This is a genomic window from Arthrobacter sp. SLBN-100, from assembly GCF_006715305.1.
GTDB lineage: Bacteria > Actinomycetota > Actinomycetes > Actinomycetales > Micrococcaceae > Arthrobacter.
In genome coordinates this window covers 4446923-4464023 of record NZ_VFMY01000001.1, presented here as the reverse complement: position 1 = coordinate 4464023, position 17101 = coordinate 4446923, and the positions used below count along the sequence as shown (strand labels likewise).

Annotated in this window: 10 protein-coding genes; all 10 read right to left on the bottom strand. The window is 68.2% G+C overall.

The genetic code is table 11. The features are described from left to right. Positions 1–21: 21 nt before the first annotated feature. Entirely contained in the window at positions 22–324 is a 303-nt protein-coding gene (locus FBY31_RS20485) for a hypothetical protein (RefSeq protein WP_142044648.1), read from the bottom strand. A gap of 425 nt (positions 325–749) precedes the next feature. After that, entirely contained in the window at positions 750–5198 is a 4449-nt protein-coding gene (locus FBY31_RS20480) for an FtsK/SpoIIIE domain-containing protein (protein WP_142044646.1), read from the bottom strand. Then, complete coding sequence (locus FBY31_RS20475; protein ID WP_142044644.1) at positions 5195–5899, bottom strand: hypothetical protein; 705 nt, start codon at positions 5897–5899, stop codon at positions 5195–5197. The genes FBY31_RS20480 and FBY31_RS20475 overlap by 4 nt, the downstream gene beginning before the upstream one ends. Positions 5900–5969: 70 nt before the next feature. After that, positions 5970–7661 carry a serine/threonine-protein kinase gene (locus FBY31_RS20470; protein ID WP_142044642.1) on the bottom strand — a complete coding sequence of 564 codons (1692 nt, stop codon included), beginning with the start codon at positions 7659–7661 and terminating at the stop codon, positions 5970–5972. Beyond that, complete coding sequence (locus tag FBY31_RS20465; protein WP_142044640.1) at positions 7658–9673, bottom strand: FHA domain-containing protein; 2016 nt, start codon at positions 9671–9673, stop codon at positions 7658–7660. Before FBY31_RS20465 ends, FBY31_RS20470 begins: the two co-directional genes overlap by 4 nt. Next, positions 9660–10622, bottom strand: a complete 963-nt coding sequence (locus tag FBY31_RS20460; protein WP_142044638.1) for a PP2C family protein-serine/threonine phosphatase — start codon at positions 10620–10622, stop codon at positions 9660–9662. Before FBY31_RS20460 ends, FBY31_RS20465 begins: the two co-directional genes overlap by 14 nt. Next, on the bottom strand, positions 10619–12160 hold the full coding sequence (locus FBY31_RS20455; protein WP_235013150.1) for an RDD family protein: 1542 nt from the start codon (positions 12158–12160) through the stop codon (positions 10619–10621). Before FBY31_RS20455 ends, FBY31_RS20460 begins: the two co-directional genes overlap by 4 nt. Further along, entirely contained in the window at positions 12157–14745 is a 2589-nt protein-coding gene (locus FBY31_RS20450) for a transglutaminase family protein (RefSeq protein WP_142044635.1), read from the bottom strand. The genes FBY31_RS20455 and FBY31_RS20450 overlap by 4 nt, the downstream gene beginning before the upstream one ends. Beyond that, positions 14742–16073: a DUF58 domain-containing protein gene (locus FBY31_RS20445; RefSeq protein ID WP_142044633.1), complete on the bottom strand. Its 1332-nt coding sequence runs from the start codon at positions 16071–16073 to the stop codon at positions 14742–14744. The genes FBY31_RS20450 and FBY31_RS20445 overlap by 4 nt, the downstream gene beginning before the upstream one ends. A gap of 54 nt (positions 16074–16127) precedes the next feature. After that, positions 16128–17099 carry an AAA family ATPase gene (locus FBY31_RS20440; protein ID WP_142044631.1) on the bottom strand — a complete coding sequence of 324 codons (972 nt, stop codon included), beginning with the start codon at positions 17097–17099 and terminating at the stop codon, positions 16128–16130. Positions 17100–17101: the final 2 nt, after the last annotated feature.

Here is a 17101-nt window from a genome sequence, read left to right as displayed (position 1 = left end):
CTATCTTGCCATCAAGGCAGGTCAGTGGGCTCCGGCCCGGAACCGGTTCCTGCCCCACCAGATGAAGGAAGCACCCGCGGCGCCCAGCAGCAGGACACCGCCGATGATGGGCAGGAGGCCAGAATTGCTGGAACCTGAATCACGGCCCGGGGTGACAGCGGCCACCCGGCTGGCTTGGGCGGACCTGGTGACGGGCGTGTTCCAGTCCTGTCCGCTTGAGGTGCCGGTGGGCGGCGGGGAACCAGCGTATCCGGTGGCCGAAGCGGTAGGACCGGCTGAATCTTCGGGTTCGGCGGACAGGGCGCCGGGTACGGGCTCCGTCATGGCAGGAGGCGCAACCGAAGGTGCGGACTGCTCCGGAGGCGCCGGCGCAGGGTCCGCGGGCGGAGTAGTCGGGCTTTCGATTTCCTTGGGCTTCCGGGTCCGTGAAGGCTCGGCAGATTGCGGGTCGTCTGCCGGGCCGGACCAACAAACCACAAGGCACCCGTCAGGAGATGTTGTGGACACGGGCGTGGGTTCCGAGGAATCCGCGGTTGCCGGGCCGCCCGGGAAGAGGCCCAAGGTGATGGCCAGGACTGCCGCTGATACCGTCGTCCAAGCAACGCGGAAGACCGGTGAAGACGGGGTCATTGCTACCTTTCGATGCGCGCAGTCCCCCACCGCGGCTTTCTGGTGTCCCCGGTAGTCTTCTACACAGCACAGCAGGGCCGCAAATCCCACCGGGCCCGCGGCCTGCCGTCATTCGCGTGTCAGTCCCTGTTTTCCGGCGGCAGCGCAACCTGGATTTTGCGCGCCTTTCCGCGCCCCACCACGTACCCGCGGCCGGGAATGAAGTCCGGGCTGATCCGGCCGAGCGATGTGTTCAGCAGGCTGTCACCTTCGATGTCTCCGGGGTTCAGCAGCAGGCCCCGCCGGCCGGACTTGAAAGGCTGGGCCAGGGACCAGGCCGAGGACCAGGTGGAAGTCTCGGATTCACCGATCACCCACTGATCCGCCTTGATGGACGCTGTCACCAGCTGGCCCACACCGGACTCCGCCAGGGTGTCGGTGAACTCGGTGAGCCCCTCGATGAAGATGGCCAGCGCGCCTGGGTTACCCGAAGAGTGCTCCACCAGGTCTTCCACTACCTCGGCCAGATCGTCCGCGCCCACCACCGAGCGGTTCCAGATGGGTAACGAGGCGACGGCGGACCGGCGGGCCCCGATATAGACGAGCTCAGTGGCCGGGTTGGAACGGCGAAGGGCGTAGGCCAGTGTCACGAGCGCCACGGTCCGGCCGGCGCCGGGCGGGCCGGCGAGCAGGAGCGGGCCCCGTGCCATGACCTCGGCCGGCTGGAGGGTTTCGTCGTCGACGCCGATCACGGGCAGGTCGGGTAGGCCGGCGGGCAGGACGTCCAGGTCCACCTGCTCCGGCAGCCTCTCGATGCCTGGGGCGGCCGCCAGGCCCTGGCGCAGCATTGCTTCGCTGAGCTTGTGCACCTCACGCGCCTGCAGGGCCAGGTTGGAGTTTCCGCCCAGAACGGCGAGCTGGACTTCGAGCCCGTCCAGCAGCCCGCGGCCCGGCGGGGAGCTTGCACCGAGCACGTCCCGCGGAACATCCATCGAGATGTAGTCGTCCTCCGAGGAGAGCCGGAGGACCAGGCGCCGCTGGATGGAAGCGAGCAGTGACGCGGGGACAGAGTTGGGGCGGTCCCCGGTGACCACCAGGTGGATGCCGAGGGTACGGCCGTCGGTGGCCAGCTGCAGGAAGATATCCCACAGCCCGGACAACCTGCTGTGTTCGTACGCCTCGCGGAATGCCGACATTCCGTCCACCAGGACAAAGATCCGTTTTTCGTGGGGCCGGTTGGCGAGCTTCCGGTACTCAACGATGGTGGAGGCACGCACCTCGGCGAACGCGGCGGAACGCTGCTCCGCGATGTCCCGCAGCAGGCGCAGCAGGCGCCCCACCCGTTCCACGTCGTCGCCGTTAATGATCTCACCCACATGCGGAAGCTCTTCCAGCATCCGCAGCCCCGAGGACCCGCAGTCGATCCCGTAGACATGGACGGGCCCGCCGCGGGGAGTCACGGCGGCAGCTATCGCAATGCCGCGCAAAGCAGCCGACTTTCCTGAACCGCCCGTGCCGTAGATGGCCATGTTGCCGTCTTTGTCCGGCTGGTAGAACACGGTTGGCTGGCCCTGGCGGACGGGGTCGTCGGCAACGCCGAGGAGGAGTTGCTCGTCAGTGCGGGGGTTGGGCAGCTTGGAGAAATCGTAGGTCTTGGCCAGTTCGTCCAGCCACGGTTTGCGCGGGGGCCGGATGGCGAGCGTGCCGGCGGCCCGGACAATGGTCGTGGTCATCCTCGCTATGTCGTTCGGGCCCGCCGGCGCCTCCAGGACGGGCTTTTCCGGGGCTGGAGCTTCCCAGCTGGGGCCGGAGCCGAAAGCCATTTCCACGACGTCGATCTGCGGCCGCTGGGGTTTGTCGGTGGTCCAGCCGCCGGCGTAGCCGGTTTGGAAGCCCTGGACCCGGCCGGGACCGGTCTTGGCCGCGCCCCGTCCCGGGATGGCGGGGTCGAAGTAGGCGGCGTCCGGGACGCCCAGGATATCGGTGGCGTCGTCCTCGTCGGCCATCCGCAGGGCGACCCTCAGGTTGGTGTTGGCCCGCAGGCTGTCCTTGATCACGCCGGCCGGGCGCTGGGTGGCCAGGATGAGGTGCAGGCCCAGGGACCGTCCGCGCGCCGCGACGTCCACCACGCCGTCCACGAACTCGGGAACTTCGTTGGCGAGCGCCGCGAATTCGTCCACGATGATGACCAGGTAGGGCGGCGCCTCCGGATCGGCCTCGCGCTGGAGCGCCAGCAGGTCCTTGGCCTTCTTCCGGTTCAGCAGCTGCTCGCGGTAGTGCAGTTCGGCGCGGAGCGAGGTCAGCGCACGCCGGACCAGGTGCGGCGAAAGGTCCGTCACCAGTCCTACCGTGTGCGGGAGGTTGATGCAGTCCGCGAACGCGGCCCCGCCCTTGTAATCGACGAACAGGAAGCTGACCCGGTCCGGGCTGTACGCCGCGGCCATGCCCATCACCCAGGACTGCAGGAACTCGGACTTGCCGGCACCGGTGGTTCCGCCCACCAGGGCGTGCGGGCCCTCGTTCTTCAGGTCCAGGTACAACGGTTCGATGCCTTTGGAACCCACCAGGGCACGCAGCGTGCCGTTGTCCTTGCGGTTGGCCACGGCGCTGCTGTGCACGGAGTTGTTTTCCGTCCACCGTTCAGCGACGGCCTGCGGGTTATCCAGGAAGTCCTTGCCGATCAGGGCGGCGTAGGAGACGGCGCGTGGGAGGTCGGAATCATCGGTGACCGGTTTGCCGACGTCCACCACCGGGGTGAGCATCCTGGCCAGCTGGGCGGCGAGCGCAGCGTCAACGCTTTCGCAGCTGACGGGGTAAGTGTGGCGGCCCAGCCGGACCTGTCCAGTGGTGGTGCCGTGGTCGCCGTCCACCACCATGAAGTCCCGGCAGGCAGCGGGCAGCGCCTGGACGTCCGTGGCGATCCAAAGTACGTGGACGCCTGCGTCCGGGCCGCGTTCGGCGAGCCGGGTGAGGCGTCCCCGGTCCACGGGGGCGTCGTCCTCCACGATCAGCACCACGGCCGGTACCACCGGTGCTTCCACTTCATGCCTGGCCGGATCCAGCAGCCCAGGGCGGAGGTCCGGGCCGGAACGCTTGGCGGCCGCTTCCCTGGCCTCCACCAGGTCTTCGAGGCGGGCTACCAGGGATGCGCCGCCTGCCGAACCGGCTGCCAGGTGGTCACCGGAAAGGGGGCTGTGCCCGGAACCGACGTGCGGCAGCCACTGGAGCCAGTTCCAGCGTTCCCGGGACTGGGCGGAGGTGATGGCCGTGAGGACCGCTTCGGCCGGCGAGTGCAGCCCTGCGAGCTGGAGCACCATGCCGCGCGCTACGTCATCCACCAGCCCGCGCGCGCCGGCGATGCCCAGCGAGCCCGCAGTCCGGAACTGGGATACCACCGGAACCCCTTCGATGTCCCGGAACTGCTTGATGCAGTCCTGGATTTCGCGGGCGTACGCCACCTCGGTGTCGTTGCTGGCCGGTTCCTCCAGGAGCACGCGCGAAGGCACGGTGCCCAGGCCGAACCGCAGGCCCAGGAAGCCGCCGTGCTCGGGGCGGTGGGTCCACAGCAGCGGGCCCAGTTTGTAGATGGCATCAACTGTGTCGCTGACGGAGGGCGCCTCCTGCAGCCGGACGGCACGCTCCACATGCTGGAGTTCGGTGATGTCCTCACGGAATGCGGCCATGGAAGCACGGAAATGCTTGAGCTGTTCCTTTTGCTGGCGCCGGGTCCGCATCTTCTGGTCCACATAGTGGCCCACGACGAACAGCGGCATCATCAGCATAAACAGCGCCGAGAGCGGGTTGTTGCTGACCGCAAAAATCACCGTACCCATCAGCAGCGGAACCATCAGCATGATGTACGGGAAGGGATGGTCCTCGGGGCGTTTGGGCCCGGCAGGCAGGACGCGTTTGGGTTCCTCAAACCGCGGAACCACCCGCGGTGACCGGTTGAATTCCACCAGGGGCGAGGTGGGCGCGGCCGCCTGGTTGTGTCCCAAGGGAACCACCGTGATGGTCGTGTCGCCCAAGGTGACGGTGTCCGAGGAGTTCAGCGTGGCCCGGGTGACCGGCAGGCCGTCCATCAGGAGCCCGTTGGCCGAATTGGTGTCCACGATTTCAACGCCCTCGCCCACGGTGATGCGGGCATGGCGTTTGGAAGTCAGCGGGTCGGAGAGCCTGATGTCCACGTCCCGGTCCCGGCCGATGTAGCTGGTGCCGGACGGCAGCGAAAATTCGCGGCCGACGTCGGGCCCTGACAGCACGCGGAGGGTGGCAGCCGCGGGACCCCGGCCGGCCCCGGCGTCACCGAACTGCGCGCTGACCTGGGCCAGCGACACCACGGAGCCGGGCCGGAGTCCGGATTCCAGGAGGTTGTCCTCGCGGGCCAGGACATTGCCGCGCATGCCCCCGCCCACAAAGGCCTCGTCGATCTTCAGCGAGAGGTTGTCCGGGGCGGGCGTGCCCTTGCGGGCAGCGTCTGCGGCCCACAGCGTTGTTGCCACATCGGCCACGGTGGCGAGGCCGTCCACGGTGATGGCGAGGTCCTTGGCCTCGGCAGGATCCCGGCGGAGTGTCAGCCGGATCCTCATCCTTCGTCCACGCCCCTCATCTTCTCGAGCAGGTACAGGTCATCGGCTGTGACAAGGTGCGATGTGACGGCGTGCTCCACCAGCCGGGCGCGGCGGTTGGTGGCGAGTTTACCGCCGCCTCCGCGAAGGCCCACAACACCCACCCGGTCCAGTTTGTCGCACACATTGTCCAGTTTCCGGTTGAAGCGGGTGAGTGCCCAGCCCAGCGTTTTGGCGGCCGCAGCGGAGGACGGGATGGCGCTGAATCCGGTCCCTTCACGCCGGAGCATCGGCTCGGCGAGCGCTACGATGAGTGCCTTCTGCGCGTCCGTGAACACCACCGGACCGATGGTGGTGTCCCCGTTGCTGTCCTCCTCCCGCGCTCCCTGCCGGAAGGCGGGCGTCTTCAGGTGGACAGCGAATTCGTAGGTGGTGGGTCCGGCCGTAAAGATGATGTTCGTGTGGCTGAACACCAGCGGGATCCGGGCCCCGGGCGAGAGCCAGGCCTGCATGCCGCCGGAGGCGTCTGCCACCGTGGCGGAGAGCATGCTGCCCACGTTGCTGAGCCACCAGATCCCGTCGTAGCGGGCCACCTGCAGGAACTGCCGGTGCAGGTACGGGTTGTCATCCACCTCAAGGTCGCCTTCGCGGCCGATGTTGAAGACGTCCTCGTCCAAAGGCTCGTACCATTCACCACAGAAATCTATTGCTAGATCCCCCATTTTCTGTGCCTCCTCGTCGGGCAAAGCTCTGTAAACCGTCGTTGTGCAAGTGCTTGGAATGCGGCGCCGCTCATGGGCCGGTGCAGCCGATGGAGGCTTCTTCCAGCGGAGAAAAGGCACCGTCCGAGCGGACGATCATCACCTGGAGGCAGGTCTGCCCGGACGGGTTCGGCGTCACCTGGACGGGGGGCTGCGCCACGGACTGGTATTCGCCGCCGCCCCCTATCGTGTAGACCCGCCATTTGTAGGTGTCTCCGGGCTTGGGCTGGGGGTTGTTCCAGGTGAAGGAGGCCTCGCCGCCGGGCGTCAGGGTTCCGGCGAGCCCTTCGACATCGGGCACGGTGCCGTTGTCGAGGGCATCGGCCGGCGGCTTGCTGGCTTGTTGGCTTTGGGGGGCCTTCGGTTCCTCCGCTGTGGCATTGGCGATCACGATGCCCACCACCGCGGCGAGGGCCAGCAGGGTACCGCCGGAGAGGGCGAGCCAGAGGTTGCGTTTCCCGTGGTCTGCGCCGGAAACAGGCGCCTGGGCAGGTTCCGCTACCCGGGCGGGCCGGTGGACGGTGGTGTCAGCGGCGTCGCCGCCGTCGGCAGGCCTGCTGTCCTGCAGGCTGCTGTCCTGGGGCAGGCCGGGGCTGAGCGCCGCACTGCCCCCGTTGCCGCGGAGGACCGTGGCCTGGGCCCAGTCCTGGGGCTGGGACGCCTGCACCGGCGGTGTTACTGCTGCCGCCGGGGTGAAGCGCGACGGCGGGGCCTCCGTTGTGGGGACCTGCGCCCGGGTGCGTGCCGGGAAAGTGGGTGCGCTGCCGGTCCGCTCCGGGTCGATGGCCGCGATGCTCCGTACGCGGGTTTCCTCGCCGCCGTCGTCCGGGTGGCCGTCCTCCTGGTGCGGCTCCTCCAGGACTTCGAAGGGCGTGACCGAGAGGTTCAGTTCTGCCTGGATGCGCTGCAGGGCAAGGGCGAAGGCGTGGGCGGAGGAGTACCGGGACTGCGGAGACTTGGCCATGGCCGTGGACAATGCCAGCTCCAGGGATTCCGGGACGTCGGCACGGCCGAGCCGCGGCAACGGCATGTTGCTGATGCGGTTGATCAGCTCGCGCTGGGAGTTGTCAACGCCCGGCATCACAAAGGGCGACCGGCCGGCCAGCAGCGTGTAGAGCGTTGCGCCGAGCGCCCACACGTCCACCATCACACCGTCCACGCTGCCGTCGGAGAACTGTTCCGGCGGGGACCACGGGATGGACATGCCGGAGTCCTCGTCGGTGTCGCCGGACAGGGTCCCGGAGATGCCGAAGTCCGTCAGGGCAGGGCGGTTGTAGTCGGTCACCAGGATGTTGGCGGGCTTGATGTCGCGGTGGGCGATGCCGGCGCGGTGGGCCGTCTCGACGGCGGATGCCACCTGGATTCCGACGGCCAGCACCTCGTCAACGCTGAACCGCTGCCGGCGGTACCGTACGTCGAGGCTGGGACGGGAACAGTACTCCATGGCCAGGTAGGAATGCCCGTCGTCGGTGACCTCTGCCTCGAAGATGGTGACGATGTACGGGTGGGAGGACAGCTGGGCCATCAGGTTGGCTTCGGACTCAAACCGGCGGCGGGCACCTTCGGTTTTCAGGTCCGAGAGCAGCACCTTGACGGCAACCTTCCGCCGCGGCCTGTCCTGTTCATAGAGGTAGACGTCGGAGAACCCGCCGGACCCGAGCAGGCTGACATAGGTGAACCCCGGGATGTGGGGTGGCGGCGCGGGCGGCCGTTTGGAACTCAAGGAATCTCCTCAAAACGCAGAGAGATGTTGTCGCCCAGTTCTGCGATGTCCCCGTCAAGCAGGATCGCCATCTCGTTCTGGGCCAGGCGGCGCGGCGGCTGGCCTTCGCGCACCAGGACGGTGCCGTTGGTGGCTTTGAGGTCGCAGAGCATCACGTGCCAGCCTTCCAGCCGGACCTCGACGTGCGAGCGGGAAATATCCCCGCCCGGACTGGCCACCTGGACCAGGCGGGGCATCACCCCGCTTTGGACCCGGGACACCGAAGGTTGCCTCCCGATCACCAGCGACTGGTCGAGGCCAACGAGTTCTCCGGTGGACATGCGCATCCGCCCCAGGCGCGGACGGGCCACCTGGACTGCGTCGGGCAGCAAACCGGCGCCGCAGGTGGCGCAGGCGGCACTGGTGGGCGGGTTGGCGTGGTCCTGGGGGCAGAGCCTTGCAAGCACCAACGGTCCGGCCTCCCCGGAACCGTTTTTCACCGTGTGGACTGGGCGGGCGGCCATCCCTGCCAGGCTGCCCTTCATGACTGTCTGGCCGTCGTGGTCGCCGTCATATTCCGCATGGCCCGTTTCCAGCGCGGGCGTAACCGGGGCGCCGGAAGCTGCGGATGGAAGCGCCGACAGCATGGGTGAGGGCATGGGTGAGGGCCTGACGGGAGGCGGTGCCGGCGCGCTGGCCGCGTCCGCCGTCCGCCAGGGTACGGAGTCGATAAGGCCGCCGGGTGCGGGCCGGACGCGTGCCGGGCCGGGTGCACCGGCGGAAGGCGCGTCCGGGACGACGGCGGGCCGTGCATCCGCCGTTGCCTGGGACGTTTCAGAATTGCCGGGCTTCGCGGGTGGGGCTGCTCCTTCCCGCTGGTCTGTTGTTTCCTGGCCTGTTGTTTCCTGCCCTGTTGTTTCCTGCCCTGTTGTTTCCTGGTTGGCGGCGTCCTGGTTGCCGGCCTCCGGGTTGCCGGCCTCCTGGTTGCCGGCCTCCTGGTTGCCGGCTTCCGGGCCGGCTGCTTCCGGGTCTTCGCGCATGGCCGCGTCTTCAATCCTGCGGACCACCGTCCGCTCCCACAGATGGTCGTAGGAGCTGGTCATCTCGCTGTCCGGCGCCAGTTCGGCAGCACTGGGGGCGGGGTCCTCCCGGGCTGCAGCGTCAGTCCCCGGGGCAGCGTCGGTTCCTGGGGCAGTGTCAGTACCTGGGGCAGCGTCAGTTTCTGGATCAGCATCAGTACTTGGGGCAGCGTCAGTTTCCGCGACTCCATCAACGCCGAAGTCCTCATCGATGACCGCGTAAACAGTCTCGGCAGACGCCCCATGCTCGGGGGCAACAGTGATCTCCGGGAGGTCTGTTGCCTGCTGCGACTCTTGGACGACCGGCGCTGGAGCCGGCACAGACAGGGCCGGGGCGGCTGGTGCCCCGGAAGAGGTTGCAAGGACCGGCGCGGCTGCGGCCGTTGCCGGATGTGGAGAAACGGCGGCCCGGTCTGCGGGGTCAGGCCCGGTATCGGCTTTGGTCCCGGCCTCAAGGGTGAGTACCAGGGTCTGCAGCAGCACCACGCCTTCCCCGAGCGGCAGTTCCGGCAGGTCAACATCCAGCTGCTCGGGCGATGGCAGGTCAACCTCCGGCTGGGGTGTCGCCTGGCGGTGCAGGCCGACGGCCGCCGTGGGGATGGTCAGCCGGCACAGCCCGGGATTATTGAGCCGCCGCTCCGTCCACGTAGTCACGTCCCGCCCGTTCAGCTCCCCCAGGCCGTCTGCCGACTGGACAGTTACGTCCAGGTCCCCCCGCAGGAACACACGGAGTGGGCCCTGGAAGTCGAGGATGCCGAAAGACGGGATGTTGGCCAGCGATCCGCCGGAGCTGCTGGTCACCGCGTGGAGGACCTCGTGCACTTCCGGCCGGCCTTCCAGCAGGTCCCAGAGTGCGGCTACGAGGGCGGGCTGGGTGCCCGGTCCCAGGAGGACGGCCGTGTGCGAGCGGACAATGCCCAGCCAGGTCCCGGGGATATAACTAACGGCCGTCATCGCCCGGTACCTCGCTCTCGTCCGCAGTGCCTGGTTCCGCACTGCCTGGTTCCGCACTGCCTGGTTCCGCAGTGCCTGGTTCCGGGGTGCCTGGTTCCGGGGAAACAGTGCGGGGCAGTGTTACTTCCTCTTCAGCCGGTTCCGGGCGTGGGGCGGTGGTGGCTGCACCGGCGTCATTCAGGACGTTCCGGGCGTCCACGACAATGACCGTGACGTTGTCCCGGCCGCCGCTGCGGAGCGCGGCCTGGATCAGGGCGTCCGCTGCGTCCTGGGGATGGCCCACGGTGCTGAGGATCCGGTAGATGTGTTCGTCCGTCAGCTCGCCGGTGAGCCCGTCGGAGCAAACGAGGACCCGGTCTCCCTCCTCTACCGGCAGCAACCAGTAGTCGGCCTCCGTCTCGTCGCCCGTGCCCAAGGCGCGCGTGACCACGTGCCGGCGCGGATGGATAGTGGCCTGTTCCGCCGTGATCTCCCCGGCGTCAACGAGTTCCTGGACCTCGGAGTGGTCCACGCTGATCTGCTCGAACCTGCCCTGGCTGAGTCGGTAGGTCCGGGAGTCGCCAATGTTCATGACCAGCCAGTAGGGCATGCCCATCTGTTCCACAATGACGGCGCCCGTCAGGGTAGTGCCGGCCCGCGCGCCGGTGGCCTCGCGGATGGAATCGTCGGCTTTCACCAGGTACTGCTGGAGGACGGCCGCCGTGACGCTCCGCTCCCCCGTGGTGAGCTGGGGTATCCCGGCCAGGGCCCGGACGCACATACCGCTGGCAATCTCGCCGGCTTCGTGGCCGCCCATCCCGTCCGCCACGGCGAAGACGGGATCGGAGGCAATGTACGAATCCTCATTCAACTCCCGGCGGAGTCCCCGGTCCGTCCCGTGGCCGACGCCCAGGCTGAGCCCTGCCCCCGGTTCAGTGCGGGAGGGAACGTTTGCGGGCTGTTGGTTCATGCCTGTCCTAGGTAAAAGGTGCGGTCTCCAAAATGGACACTGGATCCCGGAGTAACAAATGCGGGCACTCCCGGCTGAAGCGGCGTGCGGTTGCCGTCGGGGGTGGTCACGGCGCTGCCGTTGGTGGAGTTCCGGTCCGTCACCCAGATACCGGCCCCGTCAGTCAGCAGGTGCAGATGGGTCTTGGAAATGGACCGGCCGGGATCGTCGACGGCGAGCAGCTGGGCCTGCTGTTCGCCCGCCTGGCCCACCGGGTTCCTGCCAACCAGCACGCTGCGGTCCAGCTGGAAATCGCGGCCGTCGTCCAGCCTGATCCGCAGGACCGCGGCGGGTGCGGGTGCGGCTGATCCCGGGCGCACCTGGGTTCGGTCCACGTCGTCGTCCGGATGCCGGCTCTGCGCCGCGGCCGGTGCGGGGGCCCGAACTGCAGGTGCCTCGGATGCCGGGGCTTGGAATACAGGGGCTTGGAATACAGGGGCTTGAAATGCAGGGGCCTGCGGACCCGGCGCCTGGTACGGGGCAACCGGAGGCTCCGGCAGGGTGCGCTGGGTGGCTGCCGGCGCGGGCAGGAGGGGAGCGGCGCCAGCCACCGGCGACAACACCTGCTGCACCGGGGGCAGGTCCAGCGGGGCGAAGCTGTACGGCCCCTGGATGCCGCCGGTAGTGATGGGATTGCGGCCCGCCTTGACGTCGAAGGCGAGGGTCTTCGCGGCAGCATCGTGCCAGCCCCGAAGCCTGCCGTTCTTGTCCCAGCTGTTGGACACCACCACCAGCACGGCCCAGGCCGCGCCGGCCAGCACCAGCGGGGTGAGGACAAAAAGTGCGGCCCCGAACCACTGGAAAACCACCACAAGGACCGCAGCGAGCAGTGCCAGCAGGATGCCTGCGCCGGTGATCAGGCCGCGCAGGAAGACAGGCCCGGCACCAGGCGCGTAGCCGTCGTTGTCCGCACCGCGGATCCCCATCAGCAGGTTGCCGGGAGTCTTGCCCGTCCGGGCTTCCCACCCCATCACCACGGACAGGTAAACGAGGGTCAGTCCCAGCCCGATGCCGCCGAAGAGCACCAGGGAGGCGGTGTCGTAGATGATGAAGCCGCCGCTGCGGGTCCGCGTGACGCCGGCGAAACCGAGGGCAAACGCGACCACCAGTACTGCCAGGGGCGGAAGCCAGTCAATCACGGCAGCACCAAGGCGCTTGCCCGGCGCGGCCGGAACAAGCTGAAGATTCACTGCCATTCCCGTTCCTCCCCCTGGACCGGCACCCACCTGCAGGGTGGACCCGCCAGCGCTCCCCCGGCCCGTGCCCGCGTTCATGCCCGCGGCTGGAAGTGCCTGGGGCCTTTCTACTACCGGGATAGTACCGGGAATCCCGGACCGGCGCGCGCCGGAGGAACCCGCGTGGGGCTCAACAGCCGGGTAAGGCCGGCGGATGCTGCGCGCTGACCGGTTGGGCAATGGCGCCCCGCAGGCTGTACAAAAAGCAGCCCCGGTGCGGATCAGTTGCCGGCAGTGGGGGCAGCGCCCGGAGTCGTCTGTCACTGGATACTGGGTCCTTGCCTGGTTGTATCGGGCACTGTTGTATCCGGAGCTGTCGTGTCGGGCGTCGGTGGGCCGGCCGTCCCGGCGTCCGGCCTGGCCGGCGCTTGAGCCGCTTCCGGCGCAGGACGACGGCGGCCGGGCACCTTGAGGGACGGCAGCACGGGGAGTGCCGGCCTGGCGCCGCGGCGGCCGAGGAGGGTGCGCGCGTCCGCGAGCAGGGAACGGGGCGAGAACCTCGCCTGCTGCCGGCGCCAGAATCCCACGGTGGAGGTCATCTCTTTCAGCGAGCCGTCAACAATGCTCCAGTACTCCCGGACCTCGTCCTCACTGGGCTGGCCGGCGCCAAAGATGGATGCGTCCGCCCGCCTGGCCAGCATGGTGGTGGTACCGCCGCTGGCGGGGAACGCCTCGGCCAGTAACGCTGCGCTTTCGCGGCGCGTCGAACGGGTGTCGACGGCGGCCCCCATGTCGGTGGCAAGGCTCACCACCTCGCTCCAGCCCCCGCCGACCCGTTGTGCAGGGTCACCGTCGCGGAAACGGGACTTCCGCCGTCGTGATTTCAGCAAAGCAATCAGCAACAGCGGCAACGCGAGGATGGACAGCGGGACCAGCGCGACGCCCAGGGCGCCCAGCAGGGCTCCCCAGAACAGCCAGGGGTTGTTCTTTTTCTGGTCCGCGTCCAGGGCGTCCGGCGACGAGTCCGGCGGCAGGTCCGCGGGTTCCTGCGGCGGGGGCGGCGGCTGCAGGACCTGGGGCTTGGGCTTGGACTTGTTCTCCGGATCCGGCGGGATGGGGACGTTATCCTTGGGCGGGGTGGGGTCGAAGCTCACCCAGCCCACCCGCTCGAACGCAACCTCCACCCAGGCGTGGACATCCTTGCCGGTGATCTTCACTTCCCCTGCCCCGTTTTCCGGGCTCGTCGGCTCAGGGTAGAAACCCATCACCACGCGTGACGGGATGCCGAGGTGGCGCAGCATCAGGGACATCGCCACGGCGTACTGCTCGTCGTCACCGAGCATCTGCTTGGCCGTGAGCAGGTTCCTGATACGTGCGGACCCGTGGCCGGAGACGCTGGGCAGCTGCCCTTCACTGACCAGGCCGTTGCTGAAGGCCCCCGTTTTTTGGAAATGCGCTTCGATCTGGCGTACCCGGTCGATGGCCGTGGGGGCATCAGCCAGGCCGTTCGCCTGCGATCCCACCACCGGCGGCACCTCCATCGGGTCCGGCAGGGACACCTTGGCGAAGTCGTACTGCGTCAGCTGCCCGTGCTCCAGTTTCACGGGGTCCGATACCTGGACGCTGTAGGAGTCGCCTTTGGACAGCCCGTTGGTGGTGACTGCGGTATCCGTGCCCGAGTTGAAGTAAAGGCCCGACGCCGCGGCGGAGGCGCTTTGGCCAAAGCTGATGCCGGTGGTCTTGCGGCCGCCGGGAACAAAGAATCCCTGGTAGTCCTCGATGGTGATATCGATGGAGTAGTCATTGGTGGGGACCACACCCGATGTATCGGCCAAGGTGTTGATGGACTCGGTATCACCTACCTTGCTGAAGTTGCCCGAACCGTTGGGATCCATGGTGTAGTTGGTGCCGTTGAAGGCGTCGAGGGCGCCCAGCCGCACCCGGCCGTCGCGCGGCAGCCCCTGGACCACAAACAGGGTGTCGTCCTTTTTGTCCCTGACGAACGTGCGGAAACTCGCGAGCGGTGTGATGTAGTCCTTGGGATCGAACGGCGGGACCACAACGTTGCGGAGGACCTTCCGGTCTCCCCCGGCGGTCACCAGCGGGGCGGACAGCGCAGTAACGGCCACGCTGGCGGCGATAACTCCCGCTGCCATGCCCAGCCTGCGCAGCCTGGCCCGCTGCGCTGTGGCGGAGTCGATCTGCGGGTTGTTGACTGCCACCTTCCGGCTGCTGCTCCTGCGGAGGGCGTCCCGGCGGAACGTTGCCCAGGCAATGCCGAGCACCGTCAGGCCGATGCCGCGTTCGAGGGTGAGGAAAGCGGCGTTGGTGCTGAAGGCGATACCCGTGACGAAGAGGACCAGTACGGGGATCAGCGGCAGGTAAGGCGTCCTGGCCCGCCAGGTCAGGACTGCTGCCACCAGTGCCGTGATCATGGAGCTCAGGAACGGGACGATGAGCACGCCGCCGGCAGTTCCCACCGGGACCCCGACGGTCAGCATGTCCTTCCAGGCGAACACGATGCCCAGGAGGAGGATCCGGAGCGAGTCCAGGGTCGGCACGAAGCCGGCGACGGCCGAGTCAGGCACCGCCAGCAGCGTTCCGAACACGAGGTAGGCCCCCAGTGCCAGGGCCGAGGTAATGAGCAGCCCCAGGCGGAGGTGGGCGTTGAGGACGCCGAGGGCCAGGCCCAGCAGGATCCCGCCGAAGCCGGACAGGAGGTAATACGGATCTCCGCCGAAGCTGAGTCCGAAGCCGAGCAGGCCCAGTCCCAGGAGTACGGTCAGGGCGCCGGCGTCGAGCAGGAAATGCCAAAGCGGCTGGCCGTCTGCGAAGGCTGACCCGCCGGCGTTGCGGAATGGCTGGCGCGCTGACGGGGTGCGCGGGCGCAGGCCTGGTGCGGAGGTCATGCTGCCGCCTTTCGGAGAACGATGCCGAGGTCGGCGAGGTCGCCCAGGGTGAGCACTGTCAGGTCGGCGATGTTCGCCCTGCTGGAGGCGGCGCCGGCCTCCACGCGCACGGCGAGGCTGCGCACCCCTGGCGGAACGGAAGCGGCGGCGGACCTGAGCTGGGTGGCGGTGACGTTGCTGCCCACCACAAAGAACACGACGGAGGCGTTGGGCACGGTATCGGCCAGCGTCCTGGCGAGGTCGACGGCGGTGCGGCGCATGGGTGCCCCCACGATCCTGGTCATGTCATCGAGCATGTTCCGGCCGGTTTCGCACCTCAGCGGGCCTCTTTGCGTGAGGACGTCCAGCTCGCGCTGCTCGCGGATGGCCTGGCGGCCGATGGAGGCGGCAGCGGAAATGGCCATCTCGAATTCCTCTTCCGAGCCGTATTCGTCCGTGTTGATGGACAGGGACACGGCGAGGTGGGCGCGCCGGGTCTCTTCGAACTGGCGGACCATGAGCTTGTTGGTCCGCGCCGTTGTTTTCCAGTGGATGTGCCGCCGGTCATCGCCCGGGACATAGTCCCGGAGGGCGTGGAAGGACACGTCTGCGCTGGACAGCTCCGTGGTGGGCATGCCTTCCAGGTCACGGATGAACCCGGCAGCCGATCCGGCCAGAGCCACCGTGCGGGGATGCACGAAGAGATCCTGGGGCACGGTCCACTGGACCTGCCGGCGCAACAGGTGCAGGGGGTCGGCGCGGACCGAGCGTACCGGTCCGACCACGATCACGGCACGCCGTGCGGTGGGGATGGTGAAGAGGTCCTCGTGGACCTGCTGGGGTTTCATCCGGGGCAGGTGGAAGACCGCGGTGACACCGCCCACGGGCAGTTCGACGGCGGCGGGCAGCAGGGGCCGGCTGGAGGTGTTGGTGACGGCGATGCTGCCCACGGCGCTGTCCCCCACCGCGACGCGGGTCCGGGCAAGGTCCAGGACCACTCCGTACGTGGAGCGGCCGAGGATGAAGCCCACGGCGATCACGAACATCACAAAAGCGGCCACCGCGGCGGCCTTTGCCTCCTGCCAGCCGTAGGCTTGCCCCGCGGTCCAGAGCAGGATGGCGGCGGCCAGTACGGACCAGCCCAGCACGCTGACCACCGAGAGGACGGGCCAGGCGTGCCTGAGCCACGCCTCCCTGGCTGCACGCCAGGCAGGGGCCAGGACAAGCCCGGCAGTGCTGCTGGCCTCAGCCCAGACGGCGGACGGGTGCAGGCGCGTGGGCTGGCCGTTCCGGTGGAAAGGTTGCCTGAGGCGCGCGGCGATCCGGGTCAACGGGGTGCCGGTGGACATATGTGAACCTTCGTGGGTTGCGATGGGTGGAGTAGTTGCCGCCGGGTGCGGCGGTCAGGCGTTGGTGCGCTGCTGCGGCGCGGCCACGTCCGCCAGGATGCGGGCCAGGACGGCCTCGGGGGTAGCACCCGAGAACTCCGCTTCGGGATCCATCACGAAGCGGTGGGTCCACACCACGGGGGCGAGTTCCTTGACGTCGTCCGGAAGGACGAAGTTCCGGCCCTGGGAGGCGGCCCAGACCTTCGCCGCACGCACCATGGCCAAGGCACCGCGCACGGAGACCCCCAGCCGGGTTTCCGGTGCACTGCGGGTTTCCTCGCAGAGCCGGGAGATGTATTCCAGGACTGCAGTGTCCACATGGGCGGTGGCGGCGAGGTCGGCCATGTCCGCCACTGCCTGGGTGGTGATGACGGCGGAGAGTTCCAGCGAGCGGTCCTTCAGGTTCGAGCCGCCTAGGAGCCGGACTGTGGACGCGTGGTCCGGGTATCCGATGGACGTCTTGATCAGGAAGCGGTCGAGTTGTGCTTCCGGCAGCCGGTAGGTACCGGCCTGTTCGATGGGGTTCTGCGTTGCCATCACCATGAACGGCCGGCCGGCCTCGTAGGTGACGCCGTCCACCGTCACACGGGATTCCTCCATGACCTCCAGCAGAGCCGACTGGGTCTTCGGCGAGGCCCGGTTGATTTCGTCAGCCAGGACGATGTTGTTGAAGATCGGGCCCTTGTGGAACTCGAACTTCTGCGTCTTCTGGTCGTAGATGGTCACGCCGGTGACGTCTGAGGGCAGGAGGTCCGGGGTGAACTGGATGCGGTTGTTGGACCCCTGCACGGTGGCAGCCAGGGCACGCGCCAGCGAGGTCTTGCCGGTGCCGGGGGCGTCTTCAAACAGGACGTGCCCCTCGGCCAGCATGGCCGTGAAGGTCAGCCGGATAACGTGTTCTTTGCCCAGGACTGCCTGCCCCACGTTGGCGACGAGCTTGTCGAAGGTGTCTGCAAACCAGGCGGCCTGCTCGGTGGTCATGGTCATGG

Bases quoted from the DNA above. Each gene is read 5' to 3' on its own strand.
- FBY31_RS20475 (WP_142044644.1), bottom strand. From the start codon at position 5,899: ATGGGGGATCTAGCAATAGATTTCTGTGGTGAATGGTACGAGCCTTTG.
- FBY31_RS20465 (WP_142044640.1), bottom strand. From the start codon at position 9,673: ATGACGGCCGTTAGTTATATCCCCGGGACCTGGCTGGGCATTGTCCGC.
- FBY31_RS20440 (WP_142044631.1), bottom strand. From the start codon at position 17,099: ATGACCATGACCACCGAGCAGGCCGCCTGGTTTGCAGACACCTTCGAC.
- FBY31_RS20460 (WP_142044638.1), bottom strand. From the start codon at position 10,622: ATGAACCAACAGCCCGCAAACGTTCCCTCCCGCACTGAACCGGGGGCA.
- FBY31_RS20485 (WP_142044648.1), bottom strand. From the start codon at position 324: ATGACGGAGCCCGTACCCGGCGCCCTGTCCGCCGAACCCGAAGATTCA.
- FBY31_RS20480 (WP_142044646.1), bottom strand. From the start codon at position 5,198: ATGAGGATCCGGCTGACACTCCGCCGGGATCCTGCCGAGGCCAAGGAC.
- FBY31_RS20445 (WP_142044633.1), bottom strand. From the start codon at position 16,073: ATGTCCACCGGCACCCCGTTGACCCGGATCGCCGCGCGCCTCAGGCAA.
- FBY31_RS20450 (WP_142044635.1), bottom strand. From the start codon at position 14,745: ATGACCTCCGCACCAGGCCTGCGCCCGCGCACCCCGTCAGCGCGCCAG.